Below are 19,531 nucleotides of genomic sequence, written 5' to 3'. Positions count from 1 at the left end.
CCCTCGGTTAATGGCTCAGGCCATATTTTTTGACTTTGTCGAACAGCGTGGTCTTGGCCATGCCCAGTTCCAGGCTGGCCTGGGTCAGGTTGCCACCGCTGCGTTGCAGGGCGTCGGCGAGCAGGTTGCGCTCGAAGGCTTCCACTGCTTCGGCGAACGTCAGCCCTTGGCCGCCGCTGCTGGCGCCCGGCTTCTTGAAGGCCGGCAGGCCCAGGGCGAAGCGTTCGGCGACGTTGCGCAGTTCCCGCACGTTGCCCGGCCAGTCGTGACTCATCAGGTTCGACAGGGTCTGATTGTCCAGCGCCGGTGCCGTGCGGTCGAAGCGCAGGGAGGATTGCTGGAGAAAGTGCTCGAACAATTGCAGGATGTCTTCGCGGCGCTCGCGCAGGGGCGGCAGTTCCAGGGTCACCACGTTGAGGCGGTAATACAAGTCGCTGCGAAACTGTCCCGCCCGCCCCAGTTCATCCAGGTCGGATTTGGTGGCCGCGATCACCCGGCAATCCACAGCCACGCTCTGGTTCGAACCCAGGCGTTCGAGGGTGCGTTCCTGCAACACCCGCAATAGCTTGATCTGCAAGGGCAGGGGCATGCTTTCCACTTCGTCGAGAAACAGCGTGCCGCCATCGGCATGCTCGATCTTGCCGATGCGGCGCTTGCCGGCGCCAGTGAAAGCGTTGGCCTCGTGGCCGAAAATTTCGCTTTCGAACAGGTTTTCCGGCAAGCCGCCGCAGTTCAGCGCAACGAATTGTTTGTTATGGCGCCGGCTGAAGTCGTGCAGGCAGCGGGCGACCAGTTCCTTGCCCGTGCCGGTTTCGCCTTCGATCAACACGTTGGCGGAAGTGTCGGCGACGTTGGCTATCAACTCCCGCAGGTGCTGCATGGCGGGGGAGCGGCCAATGATCCGGCCTTCCAGGGAGTCGCGTTCGGCCAGTTGCCGGCGCAGCGAGGAAACCTCCCGGGCCAGACTGCGCTGCTCCAGGGCACGGCGGGCGACGTCCACCAGTCGCTCGGGGGAAAAGGGTTTTTCCATGAAGTCGTAGGCGCCTTTCTGCATGGCGCCCACGGCCATGGAGATGTCGCCGTGGCCGGTGATCAACACCACCGGCAGGCTGCGATCCCGTGCCTTGAGACGGGTCAGCAGCTCCAGGCCATCGATGCCCGGCAGGCGAATGTCGCTGATGACGATGCCGGCAAAGTCATCGCCAACCCGCTCCAGGGCTTCTTCTGCGCTGCCTACGCCGATGCAGGGGATGTCTTCCAGGGCCAGGGCCTGTTGGCAGCCCAGCAAGACATGGGGATCGTCCTCGACGATCAATACACTCAGGTCATTGTTCATAGTGGCTCGGCAGGTGAGGGGCTTACCAACGGCAAACTGAGGATGAACGTGGTGCCGCCTTCCTCGGGGTGCTCCACGCCCAGGTAACCGCCCGCGGCGGCGGCCAGGCTCGCCGAGAGGGTGAGGCCCAGGCCCAGGCCCTGTTCGCCGGGTTTGGTGGTGAAGAATGGTTCGAACAAATGCTTGCGCGCCTGCTCATCGATGCCGTGACCGTTGTCCCGTACCCGCAGGCGATACTTGCCTTCCAGGGGATCGCCCTCGAGCCACAAGCGTGGTTCGGTCCGGGTTTGCATGGCGTCCAGGGCATTGCCGAACAGGTTTACCAGGATCTGTTCCAGGCGCGTCTGGTCGATTTGCACCTGCACGTCATCGAAACGGCTGTGCACTTGGACAGACAGGCTTTCAAGGCGCCCCCCCAACAGCTGCAGAGCAGCCTCGACAGCCTTGCCGAGACTGGCCCGGCCCTGATCGTCGCCGCGTCGGGCAAAGGACCGCAGGCTGGCGGTGATCCGGCCCATGCGGTCGATCAGTTCATTGATGGTCTTGAGGTTGGCGTTGGCAATGTCCAGTTGGCCGCGTTCCAGAAAGCGCACGGTATTGCCGGACAGGGTACGCAGAGCCGCCAGCGGCTGATTCAGCTCATGGGCGATGCTGGTGGACATCTGGCCGATGGCTGCCAGTTTTCCGGCCTGTACCAGTTCGTCCTGGGCGCGGCGCAAGGTTTCCTCGGCCTGGCGTCGTTCGCGAATCTGGCCCTTGAGCCGCTCGTTGCTGGCCCGCAGGTCGCTGGTGCGTTCGGTAATCCGACGTTCGAGCTGGTTGTTGGCTTCCTGCAGGGCTTCGCGGGCGGCGAGGCGGGTGGCGATGACTTTGCGCCGCTCGTTCCAGGCAATCAGCAGGAACGCCACCAGGGCGAACGCCACGGCCACCAGAATGCCCTGGTTGATGGCTTGTCGACGCAGGTCTTCAAGCGGGGTGAGCAGGGTGAAGTTCCATGGCGTATCGCTCAAGGGCCGGGTTTGCGACAAGTAACGGATAGCCTGCTTGTCGGCCGCCACTTCGGTGTTGGCGGGAAAGGTCAGTTTCTCCATGCCCTCGGCCAGTCGCTCCCGGGCCAGGGGCACCAGCTCGTTCAGCGGGAACCAGTAATATTGCAGACTGCGGGCCAGGCGCTCCTTGGTTTCATCGCTGAGCGGCCGCACGGACTTGAGCCGTCGTGCCGGGTCGCTGGACAGGATGATGACGCCGTTTTCGTCGCTGACGAAGGCTTCCAGACGCGCCCGCTGCCAGCGCTCCTCCATGGCTTCGAGGCGCACTTTGACCACGGCCACGCCAATAATCTTGCCCTGTTGCTCCAGGCCGTGGGCCAGGTAATAGCCGGGTTCGCCGTTGGTGCTGCCAATGCCATAGAAACGTCCCGGCTGGCCGCGCACGGCGTTCTGGAAATAGGCGCGGAACGACAGGTCTTCACCCAGGTAACTGTCGACGTCACGCCAGTTGCTGGTGGCCATGACCCGGCCGGTGGTGTCCATCACATAGATGGCCCGGCTGCGGCTGCGCCGGTTGAGGCCTTCGAGGTATTCGTTGACGGTCTTGCGGTGTTCGGGCGTCGGGTCGTCGAGCAAGGCCGAGACGCTGGACTCCAGCTCCAGCAGGCTGGGCAGGTACGTGTACTTGCTGATCTCGCTCTCGACCGCGCGGGCGTGCAGCTCCAACTGGCGCTCGCCGTTTTCGGCAAGGCCACGGATGCCGTAGTGCTCGCTGATCCAGAAGCCGAGGTAGCCCAGGCCGATCGTCAGGGCGAGAATCAGCGGTGGCAGGAACAGGTGGCGGATCAGGCGGGGTTTCACGGCAAGTGATGGCGGCGCGGCGCGATAGAGGGTGGGGTCGCATTTCATCACAGTTGCCTTGGGTCAACCACAACACAAATCTACAGAGCAACTCCGGTCCCTTGTGGGAGCGGGCTTGCTCGTGAAGGCGGTGTGTCAGTCACATCGAGAGTGAATGTGCTGTCCTATTCGCGAGCAAGCCCGCTCCCACAGGGGAGTGGTGTTGTTTAGTGCTGCAGGATTTTCTCAAGGAAATGCTGCGCACGTTCGGAGCGGGCGCTGATGTCGCCGAAGAACTCTTCCTTCTTGCAGTCCTCGATGATCTGACCCTGGTCCATGAAGATCACCCGGTTCGCCACTTTGCGGGCGAAGCCCATCTCGTGGGTCACGCACATCATGGTCATGCCTTCGTGAGCCAGTTGCACCATCACATCGAGCACTTCGTTGACCATTTCCGGGTCGAGAGCCGAGGTCGGTTCGTCGAACAGCATCACCACCGGATCCATCGCCAGGGCCCGGGCAATCGCCACGCGCTGCTGCTGGCCGCCAGAGAGCTGGCCCGGATGCTTGTGGGCGTGGGCCGCGAGGCCGACCCGATCCAGCAGTTGCAGGCCTTTCTTGGTGGCCTCTTCCTTGCTGCGGCCCAACACCTTGATCTGCGCGATGGTCAGGTTTTCGGTGATGGTCAGGTGCGGGAACAGTTCGAAGTGCTGGAATACCATGCCCACCCGCGAGCGCAGTTGCGGCAGGTTGGTCTTCGGGTCGGCAATGGAGGTGCCGTCCACCACGATATCGCCTTTCTGGAACGGCTCCAGGGCGTTCACGCACTTGATCAGCGTGGACTTGCCCGAGCCCGACGGACCGCATACCACCACGACCTCACCTTTGCTGACCTCGGTGCTGCAATTGGTCAGTACCTGGAAGTCCCCATACCACTTGTTGATGTTCTTGATAGAGATCATATGGCGAACCTTTTTTGCAGACGCTTGACCAGCAGCGAGGCGGCAAAGCTGATTGTGAAGTACACGAGACCTGCGATGATCAGGAACTCATTGGAGCGGCCGATGATGTCGCCACTGGCCCGCGAAGCATTGAGGAAATCCACCAGGCCGACGGTGTAGACCAGCGAGGTGTCCTGGAACAGGATGATGCTCTGTTGCAGCAACAGCGGCGTCATCTTGCGGAACGCCTGGGGCAGGATGATCAGGCGCATGGTCTGGCCATAATTCATGCCCAGTGCCTGGGCGGCGCCCATCTGACCCTTGGGAATGGACTGCACGCCGGCCCGAACGATTTCGCAGAAGTACGCTGCTTCGAACATCATGAACGCCACGACGCAGGAACCGAACGCACCGATCGGGGTGTCTTCGCCGGTGATCCAGCGCAGCACGAACGGCACTGCCAGGTAGAACCAGGTGATCACCAACAGCAGTGGGATCGAGCGGAAATAGTTGACGTAGATGCCGGCGATGTTGGAGATCAGTTTGTTGTGGGACAGGCGCATGAGGGCCAGGATCGTTCCCAGAACAATCCCACCGATGACGCCCAGGGCCATCAGTTTGAGGGTCATCACCATGCCGTTCCACAAGCCGGGAATGGCCGGGACGATGCCCGTGAAATCGAATTCCATCATTTACCCCCCACGGAGATCAGGCCGGGCACCGCGACTTTCTTCTCGACCATGCGCATGAGCAGCATCAGGCTCATGTTCAGGGTGAAATAGATCAAGGTCGCCAGGGTGAAGGCTTCGAACAGGTTGGCGGAGAACTCGGCGGTCTGCTTGGTCTGCGCGAGCAGCTCCATCAGGCCGATCAGCGAGGCCACGGACGAGTTCTTGAAGACGTTGAGGAATTCCGACGTGAGCGGCGGAATGATGATCCGGTAGGCTTGGGGCAGCAGAACATTCCAATAGATCTGCGGCAGCTTGAAGCCCATGGCACGAGCAGCGGACTCCTGGCCCCGGGGCAGCGCCTGGATGCCGGTGCGCACTTGTTCGCAGACGCGAGCGGCAGTGAACAGGCCCAGGCACACGACGACGCTCAGGTAGGCCGAGGTGGTCGGGTTCAGGTCTTGTTTGTACCACTCCTGCAGGTTTTCCGGCAGCAGGTCCGGTACCAGGAAATACCAGATAAACAGCTGAACCAGCAGTGGCACGTTACGGAATAGCTCCACGTAGCAGGTGGCGATGCCCGACACCAGCCGGTTCGGCACGGTGCGCATCACGCCCAGGATCGAGCCCAGCAGCAGGGCGATGATCCAGGCGGCGACGGCGATGGCAATGGTCCAGCCCAGGCCGGCCACGTACCAGTCGAGATAAATCTCGCTGCCCACGCCGGTGGACTTGAAGAACACGCCCCAGTCCCAGTTGTAATTCATCAGGGTCTCCCCTCAGATCGTTCGATGTACAAATGCCCGCCTGGGGAAGCTCCGTTCCCGTCCAGCCATGACGGCCGGGCACACGCGTTCGGCTCGATAGCACCGGTTCGAGTGTTTCCTGAAAATTGCCAGCAGGGAGTGACCATCTCCTGAAAGGGCCGGGCCCCTTCAGGAGATAAGGTTAGTCAGAAAATCAAGACTTCTTGTCGTCAGCCGCTTTGTCGGTCGGATTGGCGATCAATGCCTTGAGCTCGTCGCTCATCGGGAAGTTCAGGTTCAGGTTTTTCGGCGGGATTGGCTGGGTGAACCACTTGTCGTAGATCTTGTTGATCTCGCCCGACTTGTAGGTCGCCACGATGGCGTCATCCACGGCCTTTTTGAACGGCGCGTCGCCTTTGCGCATCATGCAGCCATAGATTTCGTACGACTGTGGGGTACCGGTCACTTCCCAGTCGCTGGCTTTCTTGGCCTTGGCGGCTTCGCCGGCCAGCAGGGCGTCGTCCATCATGAACGCAACGGCACGGCCCGATTCCAGCATCTGGAAGGATTCGCCGTGGTCCTTGGCGGAAATGACGTTCATGCCCATCTGCTTGTCGGCGTTCATCGCCTTGAGCAGGCGCTCGGAGGTGGTGCCGGCGGTGGTCACGACGTTCTTGCCTTTCAGATCGTCGAAATCCTTGTACTTGGAGTCTTTCTTGGAGAGCAGGCGGGTGCCGATCTCGAAGATGCCGATGGAGAAATCAACCTGTTGCTGGCGTTCCACGTTGTTGGTGGTGGAACCGCACTCCAGGTCCACGGTGCCGTTCTGCACCAGCGGGATACGGGTTTGCGAGGTGACCAGGTTGTACTTGACCTGCAGGTTCGGCATGTCCAGGTCTTTTTTCAGGGCCTCGACGACTTTCAGCTGGATGTCGTGGGAATAGCCGACCGGTTTACCGGAAGCGTCCGCGATGTAGGAAAACGGAATGGAAGCGTCGCGATGCCCGAGTGTGATGACGCCGGACTCTTTGATCTTTTTCAGCGTGCCGGTCAGTTCGGCAGCGAAAGCTGGGGTGCTGATCAGAGCGGCAGCAATGGCTGCGCCCAGGAGATGGGGAACGATACGCATCGATGTTTCCTCGACATTGTTTTTTTTATTCCGGCCGGTTCGTCGGCCCTGAGTACTTGGAATGCCCGGTAGCTCCTGTTGTGTTGGCGCCCGGGCAAACGTCTCCACGAGTGTAGAGCATGACTCGTGCCAGGCCAGTTCAATATGGTTAAACCTTTGTTTTTAAAGACAATTAATGTTTTGTTTCGGATTTTGTATAACTTGTTTATCCGGTTTGCCGAATCGACTGTAGGGTCGCGTTCGGAAAACCGAATATTCGTTCCCGTAGGAGGGGAAGTGGTGGGGGAGGCAGTAAAAAGCCCCTGGACCATGGGGTCAGGGGCTTTAGTTGATCAGGTTGAGGATCAGGCCGCTTCGATCTTGCGGCGATTGTGCTCGACCTTGTCCAGATATTGCTGCAGTTTTTCCTGCTCGGCCGGCGTGGTGAACAAGCCCAGTTTGCTACGGCGCCACAAGATGTCCTGGGCGCTGACGGCCCATTCGTCGCTGCACAAGTAATCGACTTCCCGGGTATAAAGGCCGCCACCGATGTGTTCGCCCAGGTCGGTCAGGCTATGCACGCCTTCGAGCATGCGCCAGGTGCGGCTCCCATAAGTCGTGGCCCAGCGGCGAGCGAGATCGGTAGGTACCCAGTCGAACTTGTCGCGGATCGCCGAGCACAGCGCCTGCGGGGTGGTCATGTTTTCGCCACCGGGAAGTGGATCTACAGCCGTCCAGCTCGGGCGCATCTGGGTGAAATAGGGCGCCAGTTGCGCCATGGCCGATTCGGCCAGTTTGCGATAGGTGGTCAGCTTGCCGCCGAATACCGACAGCAATGGGGCTTCTTCGCCGCCGGCGGACAGTGCCAACGTGTAATCCCGGGTGACCGCCGACGGATTGTCCGATTCGTCGTTGCACAACGGGCGGACGCCGGAATAGCTGTGCAGGATGTCGTCGCGGCTGATCTGCTTCTTGAAGTGAGCGTTGACCACCTTCAGCAGGTAATCGGTTTCACCGTCGGTGATCGCGACTTTGGCCGGGTCGCCGGTGTATTCACGGTCGGTGGTGCCGATCAGGGTGAACTGGTTCAGATAAGGGATGGTGAACACAATGCGCTGGTCTTCGTTCTGAAGAATATGCGCGTGTTCGCCTTCATAGAGTTTTGGCACGATGATGTGGCTGCCCTGGATCAGGCGGATGCCGTAGGGCGATTCCATCTTCAGATCATCGCGGATGAACTTCGCGACCCATGGGCCAGCCGCGTTCACCAGTGCCTTGGCGCGGATCGAAAACAGACTGCCGTCGGCGCGTTCCAGATGCAGGTGCCACAAGCCTTTGCTGCGGCGGGCATTTACGCAACGGGTGCGGGTGTGGATGTGGGCGCCTTTTTCACGTGCTGCCATGGCGTTGAGCACCACCAATCGCGCGTCGTCGACCCAGCAGTCAGAGTATTCGAAGCCTTTGGTGATCTCGCTTTTCAGCGCACTGTCAGCGCCGAATTTCAGGCTTTTCGAGCCGGCAAGCTGCTCGCGCTTGCCCAGGTGATCGTAGAGGAACAGGCCGGCACGGATCATCCAGGCCGGACGCAGGTGTGGGCGATGGGGCAGTACGAAGCGCATCTGCTTGACGATGTGCGGGGCCTTGCTCAGCAACACCTCGCGTTCGGCCAAGGCTTCGCGTACCAGGCGGAATTCGTAATGTTCAAGATAGCGCAGGCCACCGTGGATCAGCTTGCTACTGGCCGAAGAGGTGTGGCTGGCCAGGTCGTCCTTTTCGCAAAGGAACACCGAAAGACCGCGACCGGCAGCGTCCGCGGCTATCCCCACGCCATTGATGCCACCGCCGATGACGGCGATGTCGTAGATCTCGGCGAGAGGGGGCGTAGGCAAGGTGGAAGTGGGCATCGGCTGGCCTCGGGTTCTTTTCGCAATATTTGAATTCGAACATTTATGTTCATTTGCGAAAATACTAGCTCATAAATGAGGGAGCGACCAGTCGACTTCGATTGAAAATACTGATCAAAGGAAACTGAAAGGAAAATTTTCGAACACGAAGATTGCGTGACGCAGGCAGGAGGTATTTGTGGCGAGGGGATAAATCCCCTCGCCAGAGGGTGCCGGGAGGGCGTCAGACCACTTCCAGCCGAATCTTGTGCTGGGTCAACAGTTGCGCCAAGGCCGGTACTGGTTGCTGGTCGGTCACCAGGCAATCGATCAGGCTGATGGGGCCCAGGCGGACCATGGCGTTGCGCCCGAATTTGCTGGAGTCTGCCGCCAGGATCACTTGCCGGGCATTGGCGATGATTGCCTGGGAAACCCGCACTTCCTGATAGTCGAAATCCAGCAGGCTGCCGTCTTCGTCGATACCGCTAATGCCCACCAGGGCGAAGTCCACCTTGAATTGGTTGATGAAGTCGACGCTGGCCTGGCCCACTACGCCGCCATCGCGCCGTACATTGCCGCCGGCGACCAGGACTTCGAAATCGTCCTTCGCGCTCAGAGTCGACGCCACGTGAAGGTTGTTGGTAATGACTTTGAGATGGTTGTGGTTGAGCAGTGCCCGGGCGATGGATTCGGTGGTGGTGCCGATGTTGATGAACAACGAGGCGTGGTCGGGAATCTGGGCGGCGATGGCTTCGGCGATGCGTTGTTTCTCATCGCGCATCTGATCGGCGCGCATGGCGTAGGCGGTGTTTTCGACGCTCGAGTCGTAGGCGGCGCCACCATGGTAGCGGCGCAGCAGGTTCGCCTCCGCCAATTGGTTGATGTCGCGGCGGATGGTTTGCGGGGTGACGACAAATAGTTGCGCCATTTCCTCGATGCTGACATAGCCGCGCTCGCGGACCAGCTCGAGGATTTGCTGCTGACGGGGAGGCAGATTCATGGGGCGTCCTTTGGGCTGCCATACAAAATTTGCCCATGATGCCGCAGGAATCCACTCCCGACCAGTTTCGGACTCTCAGCGACTTACTCAGCGTCTTCGTGAGGCTCCCAGTCACGGGTGCGGCTCACCGCTTTTTTCCAGCCGGCATAGAGGGCTTCCTTCGCCTGCTCGTCCAGTTGCGGTTCGAATTCGCGCTCGATCATCGCTTTACCGCGCAGCTCTTCCAGGCTGCCCCAGAAACCGCAGGCCAGGCCGGCCAGGTAAGCGGCGCCCAAGGCAGTGGTTTCGCGCATTTTCGGGCGTTCGACCGCAGTGCCCAGGATGTCGGCCTGAAATTGCATCAGGAAATTATTCGCCACCGCGCCGCCGTCAACGCGCAAGGCCTTCAGACGTTCGCCGGCATCCTGTTGCATGGCGTCGAGCACGTCGCGGGTCTGGTAGGCGATCGACTCCAGGGTCGCGCGAATGATGTGATCGACCCGTACGCCACGGGTCAGACCGAACAGCGCGCCGCGAGCATAGGGGTCCCAATAGGGCGCTCCCAGCCCGGTAAAGGCCGGCACGAGGTAAACGCCGTTGCTGTCCTTGACCTTGTTGGCGAAGTATTCGGTATCGAGGGCGTCGTTGATGATCTTCAGTTCATCGCGCAACCACTGCACGGTGGAACCGCCGTTGAACACCGCGCCTTCGAGGGCGTAGGCCACTTCGCCACGTGGACCGCAGGCGATGGTGGTCAGCATGCCGTGGTTGGATTTGACGGCTTTGTCGCCGGTGTTCATCAACAGGAAACAACCTGTGCCATAGGTGTTTTTCGCCTGTCCAGGCTCCACGCACATCTGGCCGAAAAGAGCGGCCTGCTGGTCTCCGGCAATGCCGCCAATGGCGATGCCACTCTTGGTGCGACCGTAGATTTCAGACGATGACTTCACTTCCGGCAACATTTCCCGGGGAATGTCGAGGATATCCAGCATCTTCGCGTCCCATTCCAGCGAGTGGATATTGAACAGCAGGGTGCGCGATGCGTTGGTGTAGTCGGTGACATGGACCTTGCCGCCGGTAAATTTCCAGATCAACCAGCTGTCGACGGTACCGAACAGCAATTCGCCGTTGCGTGCACGCTCGCGACTGCCTTCGACATTGTCCAGGATCCACTTGAGCTTGGTACCGGAAAAGTACGGGTCGGTAACAAGGCCGGTAGTGTCGCTGATGTACTGTTCATGGCCGTCGCGCTTGAGCTGCTGGCAGATTTCGGTGCTGCGCCGGCATTGCCAGACGATGGCGTTGTAAATCGGGCGCCCGGTGGTCTTGTCCCAGACCACCGTGGTTTCACGCTGGTTGGTGATGCCGATGGCGGCAACCTGATCATGGTGCAGGCCAGCCTGGGCCAGCGCTTCGACCATGACCGCGCTCTGGGTGGCAAAGATTTCCATCGGGTCGTGTTCGACCCAGCCGGGCTGCGGGTAATGCTGGACGAATTCGCGCTGGGCGGTGCCGACCACATTGGCGTCACGATCGAAGATGATCGCCCGCGAGCTGGTCGTACCCTGATCGAGGGCAATGATGTAGTTCTTGTTCTGGATATCGGTCATGTCGATTGCCTTGGGACGTAGATAGGGGTAAAGCACCACGGTGCACAGCAAGCGATGTGCACCTACTGTTTCAAGAGATTCTGGCCTTGCCGTCAATGGCAGCGATTGCGTCCTTTGTAGCATGGGTGGCGCTGGGCAGGTGTCGGGCAATGAGCCCGCGATAAGCGGCGGCGCCCAGGCATGCACCGGCAATGGGTGCAAAAATCGGAATCAGGAAGTACGGAATATCGCGTCCGCCCGTGAGGGAAATTTCACCCCAGCCGGCGAAGAAAGTCATCAACTTGGGGCCGAAGTCCCGTGCCGGGTTCATCGCGAAGCCGGTCAGCGGTCCCATCGAGCTGCCGATCACAGCGATCAGCAGGCCGATCAACAGCGGTGCCAGCGGGCCGCGAGGCAGGCCATTGTTATCGTCGGTCAGGGACATGATCACCCCCATCAGGATGGCGGTAATGATCGTTTCCACCAGGAAAGCCTGGCCGGTGGACAGCGCCGGATGCGGGTAGGTCGAGAACACCGAGGCCAGTTCGAGGCTGGTTTGCGTGCCACGGATCATCTGGCGCGATTGTTCGAAATCGAAGAACAGATTGCTGTACAGCAGGTAGACCAGGAACGCGCCGCAAAAGGCCCCGCCCACCTGGCTGACAATGTAAAGAGGCAGTTTTCGTTTTTCGAAGTCAGTGAAGATACACAGCGCGATGCTGACAGCGGGGTTCAGATGTGCACCGGAAATGCCTGCGCTGAGGTAGATCGCCATGCTGACGCCAATGCCCCAGATGATGCTGATCTCCCAAAGGCCGAAACTGGCACCCGCGACCTTGAGCGCTGCAACGCAGCCGGTTCCGAAAAAGATCAGCAGGGCAGTCCCCAGGAATTCGGCCAGGCATTGGCTGGAAAGGGACGGCTGTTGTAAATCGGTTGTCATGCAAAACCTCGGTCTTGTTGTTGTCCGCGCCCTGGAGAAGACTTCGATGACGCGTTTTTCACCGAGGCAGGATCCCCATCCTGAACTCGGGGTGTTGCTATAGACATGAATTGCTGCTTTCAGTTTCGAAAAAATATAGACAAGAAACGCGGCTGTCAAAGGTCGAAAATGAACCATTGGTCACATTTGTACTATTCGTGGCATGAATGGATCCTGCGCTGGCCGGCCCTGGCATGAACTGGCGGTACGCCCGAAGCCTTTTGGCTGTCGATCACTTAGAATCCTGCTCACTCTTCATTGATTTTTTGTCAGGAGCGGTCATGACCCCCGCATTGGATCTGCTTAAAAAAGTGCGCGCCGAGCATCGTATCCACAGCTATGAACACGATCCCAAGGCCGCCTCCTATGGCCTGGAGGCGGCGGAAAAACTGGCGCTGGATCCGGCGCGAGTGTTCAAGACGTTATTGGCGGCCAGCGAAAAAGGTGAGTTGCTGGTGGCAGTGGTTCCGGTGGCGGGCACCCTGGATCTGAAAGCGCTGGCCCATGCCGCCGGCGTGAAGAAAGTCGAGATGGCCGACCCGACCGCCGCGCAACGCTCGACTGGTTATCTGCTCGGCGGTATCAGCCCGCTCGGACAGAAGAAGCGCCTGCGCACGTTTATCGACAGTTCCGCCCAGCCGTTCCCCAGCATATTTGTCAGTGCAGGGCGACGTGGGTTGGAAGTGGAGCTGGCGCCTACGGTCTTGGCGGAGCATACCGGGGCGGCATTTGCGAGTATCGGCAGGGCCTGAAGTGGCCGGAAAGCTCTTCGGCACGAATAAGCAGGAGTGGCTGTCAGATATTTCATCCGCTGTAGGGTGAAATATTCGTCGATCTGTCACTGGATAACCGGCGTCCTTCCCCTTCATGCTGATACCTCTATAAGAAGGAGCAGTGCCATGCAGCTAGCGTTTCATCAGGTCGATGCGTTCAGTGACCGTCCCTTCGGCGGCAACCCGGCGATGGTCTACAGGCTCGACGCCTGGCTGGCCGATGACTTGATGCAGAACATCGCTGCGGAACATAACCTGGCCGAAACCGCCTTTCTGGTGCGCGAGGGCCTGCAATGGCATATCCGTTGGTTTACGCCGACCACTGAGGTCCCGTTATGCGGGCACGCCACGTTGGCCAGTGCCTATGTACTGTTTGAGATCTATCACGAACCCGTCGAGCGGCTGGATTTTATCTGCAAATCCGGGCAGTTGAGCGTTACCCGCGAGGGTGATCGATTGTGGCTGGATTTTCCTGCCAGGATGCCCGGCGAAGTAGGGGCTTCCCTGGCGGTCCAGAGTGCCCTGGGCGTCGAAGCGGTGGATGTGTTGGGTTTCAACGAGCTGTTCGTGGTGCTTGAATCTGAACAGGCGGTGCTCGATTGCAAGCCGGATATGGCGGCACTTGCAAAATTGCCGTGGCCCGGCGCCATCGTCACCGCGCCAGGCAGCCGGCATGATTTTGTCTCGCGTTACTTCGCCCCGGCGATCGGCATCAACGAAGACCCGGTGACCGGGTCGACCCATTGCAGCCTGATTCCTTACTGGTCCAAGCGCCTGGGCAAGCTGGGGCTGACGGCTTATCAATGTTCGGCCCGGGGTGGGACTTTGTTCTGCCGGTTGGAAGGGGAGCGGGTGAAGATCGGTGGGAATGCGACGCTGGTGGCCAGTGGGACCTTGTCGCTAGGCTCTGTTTGAAAAGTCTTGAGACGAAGGTCAGGCAAGGCGAAAAACGGCGAGGAACGGCCGGGGTCGCGTTCGACTTTACTGGAGTAAATGAGCATTCCGATCGGACTCGCGCACGAGCCGGTTTTCAACGCAGCATGAACGAGTATCAAGGCTTTTCAGACAGAGCCTAGGGTGACTGATCAAATCAATGAGGCCATTGTGGCAGCGAGCAGGCTCACTCCCACAAATGGCTTCGCATTCTCCGGTTTCAGCTGGCCGTGCTGTACCGCCGCACACCGCTTTCCACCGGTGGTAGATGCGCCGCTATGCTGCCCGAGGCCTGGAACAGCACCAAGTGCTCAGCCGCCACGCGGATGCCGACATCGGCCCCGACCTGATGATCGGCGTGGCTCGGGAAGATCGACTCCAGTTGCGCGCCCGTTGGCAGTTGCAGACGATACAGGGTCGACGCACCCAGGAAGGTCTTGCCAACTATCCTGGCGATAAGCGGGCTGTCTGGCGCATAGACGATATCGTCCGGCCGTAGCAGTACGTCCACTGCGCCACCGATGGGCCAGGTATACGCCCGATTGCCACGCAGCACGCCCAGCTCGGTCTTGACCGACTCCGGACTCTCGAGCTGGCCGCGAATGAAATAACCCTGGCCGATAAAGCTGGCGACGAAGGGGGTCAGCGGTTCGTGGTACAGATTGTAGGGCGTATCCCACTGTTCCAGCCGGCCCTCCTTGAATACGCCGACATGGTCGCTCACGGCGAAGGCTTCTTCCTGGTCGTGGGTCACCAGGATCGCGCTGGTGCCTCGGCCCTTGAGAATGTCCCGCACTTCATGGCTGAGCTTGCGTCGCAGCTCGCCGTCGAGGTTGGAGAAGGGCTCGTCAAGCAGCAGCAGTTGCGGCTCCGGTGCCAGTGCCCGGGCCAGCGCTACACGCTGTTGCTGGCCACCGGACAATTCATGGGGGAAGCGCTTGCCCAGGTTCTTCAGGTTGACCAGCTCCAGCAACTCCCCGACCACGCGGTCCTTGTCCGGATGCTTGCGAATGCCGAAGGCAATGTTCTCGGCCACGCTCAGGTGGGGAAACAAGGCGTAGTCCTGAAACACCATGCCAATGCGGCGTTTTTCCGGGGCGAGGGTGAAGCCGGGGCGGGAAATGGTTTCCCCGGCCAGCTGGATTTCCCCTTCGTGTACCGGCTCGAAGCCGGCAATCGCGCGCAATGTCGTGGTCTTGCCACACCCGGACGAGCCGAGCAGGCAACCGATATCACCAGCGTTGAGGTGCAGGTTGAGGTTCTGAACGACCCGTTGGTCCTGATAGCCGCAAGCCAGGTTGTGCAGGTTCAGCAGCAAGGAATGGCTCATGCGTGGCGGTACGCTGGCTCGACGAGGAACTCAAGCAGCGCCTTCTGCGCGTGAAGACGGTTCTCAGCCTGATCCCAGGCGACTGCGCGCGGATCTTCCAGGATATCGAAGCTGATCTCTTCGCCGCGGTGAGCCGGCAGGCAGTGCATGAATAGGACTTCAGGGTCCGCCAGGTCGAGCAGGGCCCGGTTGACCTGCAGCGGTGCGAACAGCTTGAGGCGTTTGGCGGTTTCCTCCTCCTGGCCCATGGAGGTCCAGACGTCGGTGCTCACCAGGTGCGCACCGGCCACGGCCAGTTTCGGGTCGCGGACGATGGTTACCCGATCCCCGGCCTGGGCGAGGAGCCCGGCGTTGGGATCGTAGCCTTCGGGGCAGGCGATGCGCAGTTGGAAATCGAACTGGATCGCCGCTTCTATATAGCTGTTGCACATGTTGTTGCCATCGCCGACCCAGGCAACGGTCTTGCCCTGAATCGAGCCGCGATGTTCGAGAAAAGTTTGCATGTCAGCCAGCAACTGGCAGGGGTGAAGATCATCGGACAGGCCGTTGATCACCGGCACGCGGGAGTGGGCAGCAAACTCGGTCAGGGTGCTGTGGGCGAACGTACGGATCATCACGGCATCGAGCATGCCCGACATGACGATGGCGCAATCGCTGATGGGTTCGCCGCGGCCCAGCTGGGTGTCGCGGGGGGACAGGAAAATCGCCTGGCCGCCGAGCTGGATCATGCCGGCTTCGAACGAAATACGGGTGCGGGTCGACGATTTTTCGAAAATCATCCCCAGTACACGGTTTTTCAAGGGCTCGAACAGTACACCGCGGTTACGCAGGTCCTTGAGCTCCACGCCTCGACGGATCACGCCAAGCAACTCATCGGGCGTGAAATCCATCAGGGAGAGAAAGTGCCTTGCGCTCATTATTGACTACCTTTTGTAACTGACCGCAGATACTCAAAGCCTTGTTCGACAAGAAAACGGGCGAGACCTGCGGCAAAAGCCGCACGGGGCGACGAAAATAGGGGAAGGCGCGATATTGACATTAAATGTCGCGTATTACCAATAGTGCCATGCTTAAGAGGCGTTCAGCGGAGCCGGTGTTTCCTTACGAGGGCATTTTGAAGCCGGTTTACTGGCAGTAGCCACCTCTTTGTACACTGGCGTTGTACGGCTTGGCAATCAAGCGGGACGGGCATGACGTCGGCGCCGGTTGGTTTTGGGCCGATCGGCTGGGGGCAGCAAGTTGTCGGACGTGTAGCATTTCCTAACGCAAGGGGCTGGGTTATAAAAGACTACCTAGAGGCAGGAGCGTCGAAATGGATTCGAAAGAGCAACAATTGATGGAATTGCTGGGGCTGACAGCACGCTCCCTGACACACCTCACCGCTGCGATAACCTCCATGTCGTTCGAGTTGTTGCGTAGCGATGATGAGGTCATCAAGGCCACCGGACGTCGCATGATCGATCGCATGGCGACCATCAGCGGTGGGCTCGACGAGCATTGGCGTTTGATCGGCGAGTTGACCGGCGTACCCATTGCCCAGGAACAGGTGGAAACCATCGAGGAAATCCAACTGCTGGAAGCTCCCGTCGAGCAGCCCTGAGGCCACTTCATCGGCAAGCCTGATGCCCGGCAATTCACGGGACGAACGTCGCTGGCGCGGTGGAGGTACAAGGGCCATAGTTTTGTTCCCGCGGCCAAAGTGCCCGCCACGAATAAAACAGAGGCTGGCCATGACCAAGACTCTTCATCACCGTGCATGCCATCTGTGTGAAGCCATTTGTGGCTTGACCCTGGAGACCACTGAAACCGACGGCCAAGGCCTGGTGATCACCTCGATCAAGGGCGATCCGCTGGACAGCTTCAGCCGGGGGCATATCTGCCCCAAGGCGGTGGCCTTGCAGGATATCCAGAACGATCCGGACCGGCTGCGCCAACCCATGCAACGGGTGGGCAGTGAGTGGCAACCCATCGCCTGGGAGGATGCCTTCGCGCTGGTTGCCGAACGCCTGGCGGATATCCAGGCGCGTCATGGTCAGAATGCGGTGGCGGTCTATCAGGGCAACCCCAGCGTGCATAACTATGGGCTGATGACCCACAGTAATTATTTCCTGGGCCTGCTAAAGACCCGCAGCCGCTTTTCTGCCACATCCGTGGACCAATTGCCCCATCACCTGACCAGCCACCTGATGTACGGCCACGGCCTGCTGCTGCCGATACCGGATATCGACCACACCGATTTCATGCTGATCCTGGGCGGTAATCCGTTGGCATCCAATGGCAGCATCATGACCGTGCCGGACGTTGAGAAGCGCCTCAAGGCCATCCAGGCCCGTGGCGGCAAGGTGGTGGTGGTCGATCCGCGTCGCAGCGAAACGGCCGCCATGGCGAGTCAGCATCTCTTTGTGCGCCCTGGCGGCGACGCTGCACTGTTGTTCGGCTTGCTCAACACACTGTTCAGTGAGGATCTGACCCGTGAGAGCCACTTGCCGGTAGATGGCCTGGAGGATGTGCGCCTGGCCGTGGCCCCCTTCACGGCCGAGGCCATGAGCCCGCTGTGTGCGGTGCCCGCCCCGCAGATCCGTCAGTTGGCCCGGGATTTCGCGGCGGCCCCTTCAGCTGTGTGCTATGGCCGGATGGGCGTTTCGACCCAGGCGTTCGGTACGCTGTGCCATTGGCTGATCCAGGTGATCAACCTGGTGACCGGCAATCTGGACCGGGTGGGTGGCGCACTGTGCACCGAGCCGGCGGTGGATCTGGTCGCCACCACTTCGGGTGGCCATTTCAACCGCTGGCAAAGCCGCGTGTCCGGCCGTCCCGAGTACGCCGGGGAGTTACCGGTGTCGACATTGGCCGAAGAGATGCTCACCGACGGCGAAGGGCAGATTCGTGCGTTGGTCACCGTGGCCGGCAACCCGGTGTTGTCCACGCCCAACGGACGGCAACTGGAGCAGGCGCTGGATGGCCTGGAATTCATGGTCAGCGTGGACCTCTACATCAACGAAACCACACGCTACGCCGACCTCATCCTGCCTTCGACTTCGGCATTGGAAAATGATCACTACGACACCACGTTCAATCTGTTCGCGGTGCGCAATGTGACCCGCTTCAACCGGGCCATCCTGCCCAAGCCTGAAGGGGCTCTGCATGATTGGGAAATCTTCGTTGGCCTGGCCGAGGCGTTCGCCGCGAGGACCGGTAAGGCGCTCAAACCCACCCTGCCACCGGCGCAGATGATCGATCTCGGCTTGCGGGCAGGGCCATACGGAGATGCCTCGCCACATAAACTGTCCCTGGCCACCCTGTTCGACCATCCCCATGGCATTGATCTCGGTGCGCTCAAGCCTAATCTGGCGTCGCGGTTGAAGACCGACAACCGGCGGGTACAGGCCGCTCCGGCAGTGATTCTCGCCGATCTGGGACGTTTCGCCGCGCTTGAGGCGCCCAAGGCGGATGAGCTGCTGCTGATTGGTCGCCGGCATGTGCGCAGCAACAATTCCTGGATGCACAATTTCCATCGGTTGGTGAAGGGCAAGCCGCGCCATCAACTGCTGATGCATCCGGATGATCTCGCCAGTCGTGGGCTGAACGATGGACAGCGGGTAAAAGTCAGCTCGCGGGTGGGCATGATTGAAGTCGAGGTGCAAGGCTGCCCCGACATGATGCAAGGCGTGGTCAGCCTGCCCCACGGTTGGGGGCACGCCCGTCCAGGGGTGCAGATGAGCATTGCCAGCGCCCAGCCTGGCACGAGCGCCAATGACCTGACCGATGATCGTCAGCTCGATGAGTTGTCCGGCAACGCGGCGCTCAATGGCGTACCGGTGACAGTGGCGGCTGCGTGAATTTGTCCCTGGAGGAGACCGAGCACCTTGCTCGGCTTTCCGTTACAATGCGCCACCGTGTCGACGACTTGAGTCGCGAAGTTTAAGCCGAGGTGCTCCATGGATATCATCGAAACCATCAAAGACCAGATTGCCAACAACACCGTCCTGCTCTACATGAAAGGCTCGCCGAACGCCCCACAGTGCGGTTTTTCGGCCAAGGCTGCCCAGGCGGTGATGGCATGTGGCGAGAAATTCGCCTACGTGGACATCCTGCAGAACCCGGAAATCCGTGCCAACCTGCCCAAGTACGCCAACTGGCCAACCTTTCCACAACTGTGGGTTGCCGGTGAGCTGGTTGGTGGCAGTGACATCATGGTTGAAATGGCTGCCGATGGTTCCCTGCAGACCACGATCAAGGAAGCAGTGGCCAAAGCGGCGGCCAAGACCGAAGCCTGATTTACCCCGAACAAATGTGGGAGCGAGCCTGCTCGCGATGAGGGCGTGTCGGTCAATGCAGTTGTGATTGATGCACCGCCATCGCGAGCAGGCTTGCTCCCACCATGGATTTGAGTTGTTCCTGAAATCCAGGCGATAAAAAGCCCCGCCTCTCGAA

At 60.1% G+C, this 19,531-nt stretch carries 17 protein-coding genes; 5 read left to right on the top strand and 12 right to left on the bottom strand.

Annotated elements, in window-relative coordinates:
- Window positions 1–7 precede the first annotated feature (7 nt).
- From aauR to LCU97_RS10700, 10 genes are all read right to left on the bottom strand, one after another.
- The gene (gene aauR / locus LCU97_RS10745; RefSeq protein WP_053147044.1) at window positions 8–1,336 is read right to left on the bottom strand and encodes a two-component response regulator AauR; all 1,329 of its coding nucleotides are present in this window, start codon (window positions 1,334–1,336) and stop codon (window positions 8–10) included.
- Window positions 1,333–3,234, bottom strand: coding sequence for a two-component sensor histidine kinase AauS (aauS, locus tag LCU97_RS10740; RefSeq protein WP_053147046.1), 1,902 nt, complete (start codon window positions 3,232–3,234; stop codon window positions 1,333–1,335). Before aauS ends, aauR begins: the two co-directional genes overlap by 4 nt.
- 158 nt (window positions 3,235–3,392) lie before the next feature.
- Window positions 3,393–4,127: an amino acid ABC transporter ATP-binding protein gene (locus LCU97_RS10735; RefSeq protein ID WP_053147048.1), complete on the bottom strand. Its 735-nt coding sequence runs from the start codon at window positions 4,125–4,127 to the stop codon at window positions 3,393–3,395.
- Entirely contained in the window at window positions 4,124–4,795 is a 672-nt protein-coding gene (locus LCU97_RS10730; RefSeq protein WP_053147050.1) for an amino acid ABC transporter permease, read from the bottom strand. Before LCU97_RS10730 ends, LCU97_RS10735 begins: the two co-directional genes overlap by 4 nt.
- Window positions 4,795–5,541: an amino acid ABC transporter permease gene (locus tag LCU97_RS10725; protein ID WP_053147054.1), complete on the bottom strand. Its 747-nt coding sequence runs from the start codon at window positions 5,539–5,541 to the stop codon at window positions 4,795–4,797. Before LCU97_RS10725 ends, LCU97_RS10730 begins: the two co-directional genes overlap by 1 nt.
- A gap of 193 nt (window positions 5,542–5,734) precedes the next feature.
- Window positions 5,735–6,649, bottom strand: coding sequence for a glutamate/aspartate ABC transporter substrate-binding protein (locus LCU97_RS10720; RefSeq protein WP_232776347.1), 915 nt, complete (start codon window positions 6,647–6,649; stop codon window positions 5,735–5,737).
- A gap of 344 nt (window positions 6,650–6,993) precedes the next feature.
- Entirely contained in the window at window positions 6,994–8,532 is a 1,539-nt protein-coding gene (gene glpD, locus LCU97_RS10715; RefSeq protein ID WP_232776346.1) for a glycerol-3-phosphate dehydrogenase, read from the bottom strand.
- A 223-nt stretch (window positions 8,533–8,755) separates the two neighbouring features.
- Window positions 8,756–9,511: a DeoR/GlpR family transcriptional regulator gene (locus tag LCU97_RS10710; RefSeq protein WP_053147060.1), complete on the bottom strand. Its 756-nt coding sequence runs from the start codon at window positions 9,509–9,511 to the stop codon at window positions 8,756–8,758.
- 83 nt (window positions 9,512–9,594) lie between these two features.
- Entirely contained in the window at window positions 9,595–11,100 is a 1,506-nt protein-coding gene (gene glpK, locus LCU97_RS10705; protein WP_053147062.1) for a glycerol kinase GlpK, read from the bottom strand.
- A gap of 70 nt (window positions 11,101–11,170) precedes the next feature.
- Complete coding sequence (locus LCU97_RS10700; protein ID WP_053147064.1) at window positions 11,171–12,022, bottom strand: MIP/aquaporin family protein; 852 nt, start codon at window positions 12,020–12,022, stop codon at window positions 11,171–11,173.
- 320 nt (window positions 12,023–12,342) lie between these two features.
- On the opposite strand from LCU97_RS10700, the gene ybaK reads away from it, so the two are divergent.
- Complete coding sequence (gene ybaK / locus LCU97_RS10695; RefSeq protein ID WP_053147065.1) at window positions 12,343–12,813, top strand: Cys-tRNA(Pro) deacylase; 471 nt, start codon at window positions 12,343–12,345, stop codon at window positions 12,811–12,813.
- A 147-nt stretch (window positions 12,814–12,960) separates the two neighbouring features.
- Complete coding sequence (locus LCU97_RS10690; RefSeq protein ID WP_053147068.1) at window positions 12,961–13,749, top strand: PhzF family phenazine biosynthesis protein; 789 nt, start codon at window positions 12,961–12,963, stop codon at window positions 13,747–13,749.
- Between the two features lie 238 nt (window positions 13,750–13,987).
- Here the strand turns inward: LCU97_RS10690 and LCU97_RS10685 are convergent, their stop codons facing one another.
- Window positions 13,988–15,097, bottom strand: a complete 1,110-nt coding sequence (locus LCU97_RS10685) for an ABC transporter ATP-binding protein (RefSeq protein ID WP_232776345.1) — start codon at window positions 15,095–15,097, stop codon at window positions 13,988–13,990.
- Entirely contained in the window at window positions 15,094–16,014 is a 921-nt protein-coding gene (argF, locus tag LCU97_RS10680; RefSeq protein ID WP_053147072.1) for an ornithine carbamoyltransferase, read from the bottom strand. Before argF ends, LCU97_RS10685 begins: the two co-directional genes overlap by 4 nt.
- Before the next feature lie 395 nt (window positions 16,015–16,409).
- On the opposite strand from argF, the gene LCU97_RS10675 reads away from it, so the two are divergent.
- The 3 genes from LCU97_RS10675 to grxD all read left to right on the top strand — a co-directional run bounded on the left by LCU97_RS10675 (window position 16,410) and on the right by grxD (window position 19,374).
- Window positions 16,410–16,697 carry a hypothetical protein gene (locus tag LCU97_RS10675; protein WP_053147074.1) on the top strand — a complete coding sequence of 96 codons (288 nt, stop codon included), beginning with the start codon at window positions 16,410–16,412 and terminating at the stop codon, window positions 16,695–16,697.
- 130 nt (window positions 16,698–16,827) lie between these two features.
- Window positions 16,828–18,936, top strand: a complete 2,109-nt coding sequence (locus LCU97_RS10670) for a molybdopterin oxidoreductase family protein (protein WP_232776344.1) — start codon at window positions 16,828–16,830, stop codon at window positions 18,934–18,936.
- 99 nt (window positions 18,937–19,035) lie between these two features.
- Window positions 19,036–19,374, top strand: a complete 339-nt coding sequence (gene grxD / locus LCU97_RS10665) for a Grx4 family monothiol glutaredoxin (RefSeq protein WP_232776343.1) — start codon at window positions 19,036–19,038, stop codon at window positions 19,372–19,374.
- Window positions 19,375–19,531: the final 157 nt, after the last annotated feature.

It is taken from the genome of Pseudomonas uvaldensis (genome assembly GCF_021271205.1).
GTDB classification, from domain to species: Bacteria; Pseudomonadota; Gammaproteobacteria; order Pseudomonadales; family Pseudomonadaceae; genus Aquipseudomonas; species Aquipseudomonas uvaldensis.
This window is presented reverse-complemented; position numbering and strand designations above follow the sequence as displayed.